9 protein-coding genes are annotated in these 8,786 nt (G+C 35.7%); all 9 read left to right on the top strand.

The features are described from left to right. The first annotated feature begins 57 nt into the window (after positions 1-57). The 9 genes from J7E77_RS20515 (at position 58) to J7E77_RS20475 (ending at position 8,669) form a co-directional block, all read left to right on the top strand. Entirely contained in the window at positions 58-1,617 is a 1,560-nt protein-coding gene (locus tag J7E77_RS20515; RefSeq protein ID WP_214716727.1) for a response regulator transcription factor, read from the top strand. A gap of 25 nt (positions 1,618-1,642) precedes the next feature. Next, a complete protein-coding gene (locus J7E77_RS20510; protein WP_214716726.1) occupies positions 1,643-2,938 on the top strand; it encodes an ABC transporter substrate-binding protein in 1,296 nt (431 codons plus the stop codon). A 198-nt stretch (positions 2,939-3,136) separates the two neighbouring features. After that, positions 3,137-4,441 carry an ABC transporter substrate-binding protein gene (locus J7E77_RS20505; protein WP_214716725.1) on the top strand — a complete coding sequence of 435 codons (1,305 nt, stop codon included), beginning with the start codon at positions 3,137-3,139 and terminating at the stop codon, positions 4,439-4,441. Between the two features lie 87 nt (positions 4,442-4,528). Then, entirely contained in the window at positions 4,529-5,488 is a 960-nt protein-coding gene (locus J7E77_RS20500) for a carbohydrate ABC transporter permease (RefSeq protein ID WP_214716724.1), read from the top strand. Positions 5,489-5,490: 2 nt separating this feature from the next. Next, positions 5,491-6,336, top strand: a complete 846-nt coding sequence (locus tag J7E77_RS20495; RefSeq protein ID WP_214716723.1) for a carbohydrate ABC transporter permease — start codon at positions 5,491-5,493, stop codon at positions 6,334-6,336. 144 nt (positions 6,337-6,480) lie between these two features. Further along, positions 6,481-7,113, top strand: a complete 633-nt coding sequence (locus J7E77_RS20490; protein WP_214716722.1) for a YesL family protein — start codon at positions 6,481-6,483, stop codon at positions 7,111-7,113. 112 nt (positions 7,114-7,225) lie between these two features. Then, complete coding sequence (locus J7E77_RS31820; protein ID WP_214716730.1) at positions 7,226-7,522, top strand: glucuronate isomerase; 297 nt, start codon at positions 7,226-7,228, stop codon at positions 7,520-7,522. 192 nt (positions 7,523-7,714) lie between these two features. Then, a complete protein-coding gene (locus J7E77_RS20480; RefSeq protein ID WP_214716721.1) occupies positions 7,715-8,509 on the top strand; it encodes an alpha/beta hydrolase in 795 nt (264 codons plus the stop codon). Positions 8,510-8,513: 4 nt separating this feature from the next. Next, complete coding sequence (locus tag J7E77_RS20475; RefSeq protein ID WP_214716720.1) at positions 8,514-8,669, top strand: hypothetical protein; 156 nt, start codon at positions 8,514-8,516, stop codon at positions 8,667-8,669. Positions 8,670-8,786 lie beyond the last annotated feature (117 nt).

The raw sequence follows: 8,786 nt of genomic DNA, 5'->3' as shown, positions 1-8,786 counted from the left end.
CTACTCTAACGGGTACAGTTTATATCATTGTTTTACCTTTTAATAAGGGGGAAGAGCATGTATAAGGTATTGTTAGTAGATGATGAAAGAATCATTACTGAAGGAATGTCAAAGGTCATTAATTGGGAGTCAATTGGCACTAATTTAATTGGTACAGCAAGAAATGGGATTGAGGCCTACAGTATCATTGAGCAACAACAGCCAGATATCGTGATTAGTGATATTAAAATGCCTGGTATGAATGGTCTCGAGTTAGTGGCAAAGGTTCATAGCGTATTTCCCGAAATACGATTTATTTTGTTATCAGGCTTCAGTGAATTTGATTTCGCAAAACAAGCGATGCAATACGGAGTGAAGCATTATCTATTAAAACCTTGTAATGAAAATACGATTATGGATGCAGTATCCGAAATTTGTGAGGATTTTATACAAAAACAAAATCGAGAACAATTTATTCAGAAAATGAAAGGAACGCTAGAAAGTGTTCTTCCCTATGCCAAAGAACAGCTGCTGAAAGAATTTATTACCAATCATTATGAAAATAAAGATCTAGAGCATTATCAAAAGCTTTTTAATTTCGATTTAAATACTCCAAGCGTCAGGCTTGTGTTATTCCAGCTAGAGGGGAATTTTGAATTTGAACACATGTTTGCACTCAAAAATATTGCTGAACATATTTTTGATTCATATATTATTAGTTGTACAGTAGGGGAAACAATCTTATTTCTAATTGAGGATTATTGTGAATATCCTAAACTTCACTCTCAAATCGAAAAAATAAAAAAAACATTCTTTCAATATTACCAAATTGATTCTACAGTCGCCATTAGTGGTACAGGCAAAATTAGTAATGCGAATAAGCTATATAATGAAGCACTTGACTGTTTAACTTATCGCTTTTATTTAGGAGAAGGCGGCATCATTACAGAGAAAGACATTGCCTATCAAACCTCTGCTGATGAAATAGAATTCTATTATGATGACCAAACCTTCTGTCGATTAGTAAAATCTGGCTCCTGGGAGGATGTTAACAAAGATATACAGTCGTTTTTTAATCATTTAATAGATTTAAGGCTTGATATCAATATCACGAAGTCTTATGTCATCCAATTATTTAATGCCATGATACGTTTATGCGAATCTAAAAAAATGAATACATATTTAACAAAATTAACGCTTCTCTTAGATATAGACACGATTCAAAATTTGAAAACCTTTTTTGAAAGCGTTGCCCAAGAAATTACTTTATCATTCTTTAATCAAAACAATAATAAACATTCAACGATTATCAAGAAAGTCATCGAGACAATTGAAAAGTATATTAGTAATCAAAATTTATCTTTGCATTGGGTTGCAAATGAAATGTTATATATGAACGCAGATTATCTTGGGAAACTTTTTAAGAAAGAAACAGGTGAAAAGTTTTCAAATTATATAACGAGATTAAGAATTGAGTTAGCGATTAATTTGATAGAAAAGGAAAATGATGTAAAGGTATTTGAAATTGCTGAAAAAATTGGTTATGGTGAAAACCCTCAATATTTTAGTCAAGTATTTAAAAAACATACAGGATATACTCCATCAGAATACAAGAGAGAGTCCTTACAAGGGTTGTAAAAAATAGTAAAAGGGGAAAAAAACGATGAAAAAACTATTGTTTTCAACTTTATCCCTAGTAATGGTATTTTTCGCTGGTGGTTGTGGAAAATTCAATCTAGCAGATTCTGCAGAAAGTAAAGGTAAAGAGGAAATCACTATAAGAATTGCCTGGTGGGGCGAACATCCACGACATGATTATACCTTGGAAGTAATAGAATTGTTTGAGAAAAAATATCCAAATATTAATGTTGAGCCTTTATATGCAAATTGGGACGATTATTGGAAACGATTAGCCCCGATGGCAGCGGGTAATCAACTACCTGACATTATTCAAATGGATTTGCTATATCTTAGGACATACAGTGAAAATCACTTGCTTGAAGATTTAACCCCATATATTAATCAAGAAACGATTAAAACAGAAACAATCAGTGAGGGAATTCTCACTGGCGGGAAAATCGGCGGAAATTTGTATGGTTTTCCATTAGGATTAAATGCACCAGCAATCGTCGTGGATCCAAATTTACTTTCTTCAGATGTGGCTAATTATCCGAAAGCTAATTGGACATGGAGCGATTTTGAAGAAATTGTTTTACAAGTTCACAAAGAAAAGCAAATTTATGGTACAAACGGTATGAAATCCCCTGATGTGTTCTTCTCGTATTACTTACGTACTAAAGGAATGAATTTATATAATAATTCTGGAACTGGATTAGGTTATGAGAATGATCAATTGTTTATTGATTATTTCAAGATGCAATTAAGACTACTGGAAAATGGTGCGTTTCCAAGAACGGATGTTACAGAACAGATAAAAGCAATAGAGGATGAGTTATTAGTAAAGCAACAATCACCGATGCAATGGGTATATTCCAACCAATATTTTGGCTTTTTGGAAGCAACAAACCGTCAGCTAGATCTTATTCCTCCTCCAGGTCCAGGACAAGAGTTGGGGCTTACCGTGAAGCCTAGTATGCTTTTTTCAATGTCAGATAGTTCAAAGCATAAAGAGGCGGCTGCTAAATTTATTAATTTCTTTATAAATGATATTCAAGCAAATAGACTAATAAAAGGTGAAAGAGGAGTTCCCATTTCTACGCATGTAATAGAAAAAATAGATAATGATTTAACAGATATCCAGAAAAAGGTATTCGACTATGTAAATAATGTAAGAAATACAAACCAAAATGTTGAAAAAGCAGATCCCCTTGGCAGTATAGAGGTAGTGAAAATATTACAAGATGTTTCGGAACGAATATTGTTTAAAAAAATTTCACCTGAAGAAGGGGCGCAAATATTTAGAACAGAAGCTAACAAAATCCTTTCAAACAAAAACTAACCTATCCACCAAGATGAAAGCTCCCTTGAACCATGCACTGATCAGCATGGTTCAAGGGAGCTTTTCTATTTCTAATTAAATGTCTGATTTTTAAACAAACAAAGCGGAAAATTGGATTCAGACTATTTTGATTTCATTGCATAATTAGAAATGTAAACACTTACATAAAAGTTTGAAAAAAGAAGGGGGAAGTAATAAATGAAGAAATTTTTAGTGTTATTGTTTACTTTTGTTATGGTTTTTTCATTAGCAGCATGTAACAGCAGTAGTACATCAAGCGGTGAAGAATCTAAACCTAAAGAAGACAAAAAAGATGAACAAGTAACTCTTCGCATAGCATGGTGGGGCTCTCAACCGCGACATGATTATACTCTTGAAATTATTAAAATGTATGAAGAAAAAAATCCTAATGTAAAGATTGAAGCAGAATATGCAGCCTGGGATGACTACTGGAAGAAGCTAGCTCCACAAGCAGCAGCAAATGAGCTTCCAGATATTATTCAAATGGATTTATCATACTTTTCACAGTATGCCCAAAATAATCAAATTGCTGATTTAACTCCATATTTGGATAAACAAATCAATACAAAAGATATTAGTGAAAACATCATTGATGGCGGTAAACTTGGCGACAAGCTATATGGTATTAACGCTGGTGTAAACGTTGTTGGTTTCCATCATGATCCAGCAATACTTAAAAAAGCTGGTGTAGATTCTATACCTGAAAATTGGACTTGGGACGATTACAAAGAAATCGCAGCAAAAGCAAAAGACGCTGGCCTATTTATGGATACTAGTATGAAGGCTGATGTATTTTTCAACTACTATTTAAGAACAGAAGGTAAGTCATTATATAGCAAAGATGGAGCATCTCTAGGATATAAGGATGACAAGTTGTTCATCGATTTCTTTAATATGCGTTCTGATTTGATTAAGGACAAAGCAGTTCCAACTCCTGATTATTTAGCACAACTTAAAGGAATTGAAGATGATCCTGTTGTTACACAAAAGGCAATTGGTATCTGGCAATGGTCAAACCAGTTTGTTGGATTACAACAAGTTGCAAATAGAGAACTAGCTATCGCTCCAATGCCTGGTCCTGACAGCAAAGCTGGTTTATATTTAAAACCTAGTATGTTCTGGTCAGTTGGAAATAATTCGAAAAATAAAGAAGAAGCTGCAAAATTTATTGACTTCATGATCAATGATATCGAAGCTAACAAATTAAATCTAGGCGATCGTGGTGTTCCTGGTTCTTCAACTGTAAAAGAAGCATTAAAGCCGTTGCTTTCACCAGCACAAGTTCAGGTATTTGATTATGTGGATTGGACAGAAGGAAACAGCTCAGCATTCGATGGTCCAGACCCAGTTGGTGCCGGACAAGTGATTGAAACGCTTGACAGTTTAGCTGAACAAATGGCTTATGGAAATATATCAGTGAAAGATGCTGCAAAACAGTTTAGACAACAAGCTGAAAGTGTCTTAGCACAAAACAAAAAATAATTTCCACTTCGATAGCTGATCACTTTTTTAGATCAGCTATCGTCCTTCATCTTAGGAAATGAATCCAAAGCATAAGGAGATGAATAAATGAGTACACGTGTGATAAAGGAAAATATAAGAGCAGATATTACGATCCGCCCTGTTACCAAACGAAGCCGTGCCATCAAGGAAAACTTGACCGGATATGCGTTTATCAGTCCGTTTATTATTGGATTCCTTGCATTTACGTTAATTCCTATACTAGCATCTTTATATTTATCATTTACAAACTATAATCTATTTGCACCACCGACATGGATAGGATTTGATAACTACTTAAAAATGTTTACAGCGGACCCTCGCTATTGGCAATCATTAAAAGTTACACTCATCTATGTGGCTGCTGGGGTTCCTTTAAGACTCGCCTTCGCATTATTAATTGCCTTGATGTTAAATACAGCATCGAAAGCTGTTGGACTGTATCGCTCATTGTTCTATTTACCTTCACTTATCGGCGGCAGCGTTGCCGTTGCGATTATGTGGCGTAATGTTTTTGGTGATTTAGGTATTGTCAATATATTACTAGATACACTTGGGATCCCAATCGTTAAATGGTTTGGTAACCCGACTGCAGCGTTATGGATGCTCATCTTCTTGTCAGTATGGCAATTTGGTTCTTCGATGCTGATCTTCTTAGCTGGATTAAAAGGTATTCCAAAAAGTTATTATGAAGCAGCTAGCGTTGACGGAGCAAATGGAATACAGCAATTCTTCAAAATCACTCTTCCAATGCTAAGCCCAGTTATTCTATTCAATACGGTAATGCAAACTATTGCTGCATTTATGACATTTGTACCAGCGTTTATTATCTCTAAAGGTACAGGAGGCCCGTTAGACGGAACCCTTCTTTATTCATTATATTTATTCATCCAAGGTTTTGAGTTCTTTAATATGGGTTATGCTTCAGCAATGGCATGGATCATGCTTATTATCGTAGGAATATTAACAGTTATTATTTTTACAACATCAAAATACTGGGTTCACTATGAATCGGAAGGGGGCAAATAACAATGGCATCGAAGTTAAGATCACCAAGATGGTGGATATATCACATACTAGTGGGCGGTTTTGCATTATTAATGCTTTATCCTGTTATTTGGCTCCTAATGAGCTCATTTAAACCAAGTGACACGATTTTTATTACGGCAAAGTCACTAATTCCTGAAACTTGGATTTGGACAAACTTTGCAGAAGGTTGGAAAGGGATTGGCGGCAATTCATTTGGGGTGTTCATTAAAAATACAGCAATCCTGGTAGTAATTACCTTAATTGGTCAGGTAATCTCATCTGCTGTTATTGCCTTTGGATTTGCACGATTAGAGTTTAAAGGAAAAGCAATTTGGTTTGGAATCATGATGGTTACCTTAATGCTTCCACATGATGTGGTAATGGTACCGCAATATATCATTTTCTCAAAGCTTGGATGGCTTAACTCCATTAAACCACTTGCGATACCAGCATATTTTGGACATCCGTTCTTTATCTTCTTATTAGTTCAATTTATACGAACCATTCCAAGAGAACTAGATGAAGCAGCAATTATTGATGGCTGTGGTACCTTCAAGATCTTCTCGAAGATTATTTTGCCGTTGATACGACCAGCTTTAGCAACATCTGCGATTTTCTCATTCTATTGGACTTGGGAATCCCTATTAGGACCTGTACTATATTTAAATAGCCCATCAAAGTATACAGTTTCCATGGCTTTAAATATGTTCCTAAGTAATGAAACGGTATCTAACTGGGGCGCAATGTTTGCCATGTCTGTGGTTACCTTGATTCCTGTATTCGTTATTTTCTTCCTCTTCCAACGTCATGTTGTAGAAGGTATAAGTACCAGCGGATTGAAAGGGTAATATGTTGTTCAAAGGTATGATAATTAAAATACCAGACTATCTTAAACCTTTGCCACTTCGTACATGATTTAGATCTTAATCAGAAGTGGCAAAGACTATATCATATTGGAATTAAGGTTTTCAATGGAGTAAGGGGGATTATGAATGGAAACTTCTGCTTTTATGGGCGGTTTTTATAAGTTGTTTGAATGGATATCAAGACTAGCGTTCTTAAACATACTATGGATTTCTTTTTCACTTCTAGGTCTGGTCATCTTCGGTTTTTTTCCTGCAACGGTGGCAATGTTCTCGGTTGTCCGAAAATGGATGCTGGGAAAAGAGGATGTTTCTATTTTTAAGACATTTTGGAATGCATATAAACGGGAGTTTTTAAAGAGTAATCTTCTCGGCTTAATGATTTTTGCCATTGGAATTGTTTTGTACATAGATTTTCAGTTCATCCAAAATGCTGCCAATAGTTTCGTATCTATTCTTTATGTCCCATTTTTTATCATCACGTTCATTTTTATTTCAATGCTGTTTTATATCATTCCAATTTTTGTGCATTATGATATGAATATTAGTCAGGTAATTAAAAACTCCTTTTTTGTAATGATTATGAATCCACTCTCTACCTTTTATATGCTGATAGGCAGCTTTGGTATATGTTTTGCACTTTCCTATGCGCCGCCAATATGTATCCTATATAGCGGAAATCTATTAGCCCTATTTATTATGAAACCCGCAACTAATGCCTTCGAAAAAATTAATGAAAAATCTAAGTTAGTACTCAATTAAATAATAAATATTTGGGAGAGATAGTGGAGGGAATTTACTATCTCTCCCTTCAACATTTTACAATTCTTGAGGAGGAAACAAACATGAACTCGTTTATCCATGAAGATTTTTTATTGAAGTAATTAAAGAGAATGCAGACATACACACAAAGGTTTTACTTTCTTTTCGTCCAGACAAAGCGTTAAATATCAATCTGCCAACCTTCAAAGAGTATATTGATAAGCTGTCCGAAGTTACAAATACCAGCATTACTACATCTGAAGACTTACTAAAATCACTCGATATGAGGATAAATGTATTTCATGAGGCCGGAAGTCGTATATCTGATCATGCCTTCAAAACACTGCCATCTGAAGAAACTACGTTAGATGAAGTATCGATCATTTTTTCAAAGGGAATGAAAGGATGATGAGAACCGGTTAGGGCTTGAACAGCTTGTAGGAAAAGTACTTGAAAACGAAGCGTTATGGGGTTTTAATTTGGCTAATATTGCTTGGTTGACTGAAATTATCTTCGGCCATTTAGAAAGTATACTTCAGATTGGGATGTCTGAAAGCTTGTCCAGCTTACTACAGGACCCCATTCCCAAGGTGGATGGCCGATGAAAAGTAAAAAAATACGATTATGGGAGTCTGTAAATTTTGAAGAAAACGGTCCTAGTGAAAACGCGCCAAGTATCCAGCTGTCTTTGCTTGAAGGGGGTGGGCCGCATCCCGTCATCATCATAGCACCCGGAGGAGCTTACGCTTTCCGCGCTCCACATGAGGCATACCCTATAGCCTATTGGCTGAACGACATTGGAATCTCTGCTATTGTTCTAAATTATCGAGTTGCTCCATACAAACATCCCATACCGTTAGAGGATGTAAAGAGGGCTATTAGACTAACAAGATATCATGCGCCAGAGTGGAGATTAGATCCAAATCGTGTTGGAATTCTTGGGTTTTCTGCAGGAGGTCATTTAGCCTCCACTGCAGGAACGCACTTTGACTATGGAAATAAACTGGCCGATGACCCAATTGAATGTTATAGCAGCCGCCCTGATTTAATGGTCTTATGCTACCCCGTTATTACAATGGGAGAACAAACCCATGAGGGAAGTAGGCAAAATTTATTAGGGGAGAATCCAAACGAAGAAATCAAGAGTATTTTATCTAATGAAACTCAAATTACAAAAGAAACTCCGCCAGCATTTCTTTGGCACACGGCCGATGATAATGCGGTAGACGTGGAAAACAGCTTGCTTTTTGCTTCCGGTTTAAGCAAGCATAAAATACCATATGATCTTCATGTATTTGAAAGCGGTCGGCATGGATTAGGTTTAGCTCAGGAGCATCCAGAAGCAAAAGTTTGGCCAAGTCTGTGTGAAGCTTGGTTAAGGAAAAGGGGGTTTTAACAAGTTGAATCAAATGTTCCGATACTCCCGTTATTTAGGGATCCCAAATTATGAAGGTGCTGCTGCTCCTGTAATGTTAGGAACCGAGAAGCAAAAGAGTGGTGGGTCATTTACAAACATTTTAAGGTTTCCGGTTCCAAATACTGAGAAAGCAAGTTGACGATTGACATAATAAATAGATAGCTTGCAGAATGATTAAGTCATATTCTGCAAGCTTTTTTATTTGTTTAGTAGGAACTTAGTCTTTAGGGATGTAGTAAATTCATAAGGAAAACTA

Source organism: Bacillus sp. ISL-77, from assembly GCF_018613105.1.
This window is presented reverse-complemented; position numbering and strand designations above follow the sequence as displayed.